At 69.4% G+C, this 1,181-nt stretch carries 1 protein-coding gene; it reads right to left on the reverse strand.

What is annotated here, in order from left to right; all coding sequences use genetic code 11:
* Positions 1 to 164: 164 nt before the first annotated feature.
* The coding region (locus DI005_RS00765) for an FtsK/SpoIIIE domain-containing protein (protein WP_255565644.1) at positions 165 to 1,181 on the reverse strand (1,017 nt) is incomplete at its 5' end.

The raw sequence follows: 1,181 nt of genomic DNA on the forward strand, positions 1-1,181 counted from the left end.
GGTTAGAGCGGTGGTGTCGAGTTAGATTCCTAACTCCGTGCCGTTGGGCGGGCTCACTGGTGTTGAGCTGGGCGGAGTTAGGGAGTTAGCGAGTGAGCGCCGGGTGCGAACCGGCCGGGTCGGCCCGGATTCTGTGGGGATTGGCCGGTTCGGGCCGGGCTAACTCACTCATCGAGATCGGCGGTGGAGCGCCGGGCGCGGACGTCACGCACCGTGGCCGGGTCGATGAGGTTGCGGTTGCCGGTACGGGCGACCTTCACACCTTCTGCGGTGAGCGCCTCCACGAGCTTGGGCACGGTGAGATCGCGGTAGGGCTTCCATTTCGGGGCGTGCTTGCGCAGCGCACCGAGCAGGTCCCCGGCGGGGATGCGCTCGGTGGTGGTGCCGAGCACTTCGGCGGTGTCGTCGAGCAGGTCCCGGTCGGTCTCGATCAGCAGCGGCGCGGCCTGGCCCTCTCGCCGGGTGCCCGGCGCGAGCTGCCCCATCGCGCGTTCGATGACCTCGGTGGCGGCGTCCCACCCGGCGTCGTCATCGACCTTGATGAAGAACGTCCGCACGATCTCGAACAGCTCATCGGACACCCCGGTGGCGACCATCGTTCCCCGGTCCACGTTGAACCGCAGGTCGGTGGCGCGGATACCGGCCGCGAACGACCCGTCGCCGAGGAAACCGTCGTTGGAGCGCCAGGTCTTGACTGAGAAGCAGCCGTTGACGCCGACGTTCTCGACCACCTCGGAGGGGATCGCGTTCGCCCGGGCGGACTGGGTGTCGAACCCGAGGATCACCCCGGTCTTGCGGCCTCGCTTGACCACGTCCACGGCCAGACCGGCGGCGTCCTCGCTCTTGCCGAACAGCTCGTGGCACTCGGAGAACAGCACCACGATCGGGCGCATGTCCTCGTGCTGCTCGGCGATCGCGCGGGTGAGCTTCTTCGCGCCGAGATCGGCCAACCGCTGCTCCCGGCGGCCTACCTCGTCGTAGAGCTCGTGCAGGTGCGCGGCGGCCAGCTCGACGTGCTCGGCGGTGGCGCCCTTGTGGTAGCGCGACAGGCGCGGCGCGTAGGCGTCGAAGTCGCCGTTGAGCGCGAACACGTGCACCCGCAGCTCAGCCAGCGGATCCAGCGCCGCGCCGAGCATGACCACCCGGCCCGCGTTGGACTTGCCCTGCCCGGGCTGGCCACC

Source organism: Prauserella sp. PE36 (genome assembly GCF_003311655.1).
Lineage (GTDB): Bacteria > Actinomycetota > Actinomycetes > Mycobacteriales > Pseudonocardiaceae > Prauserella_A > Prauserella_A endophytica.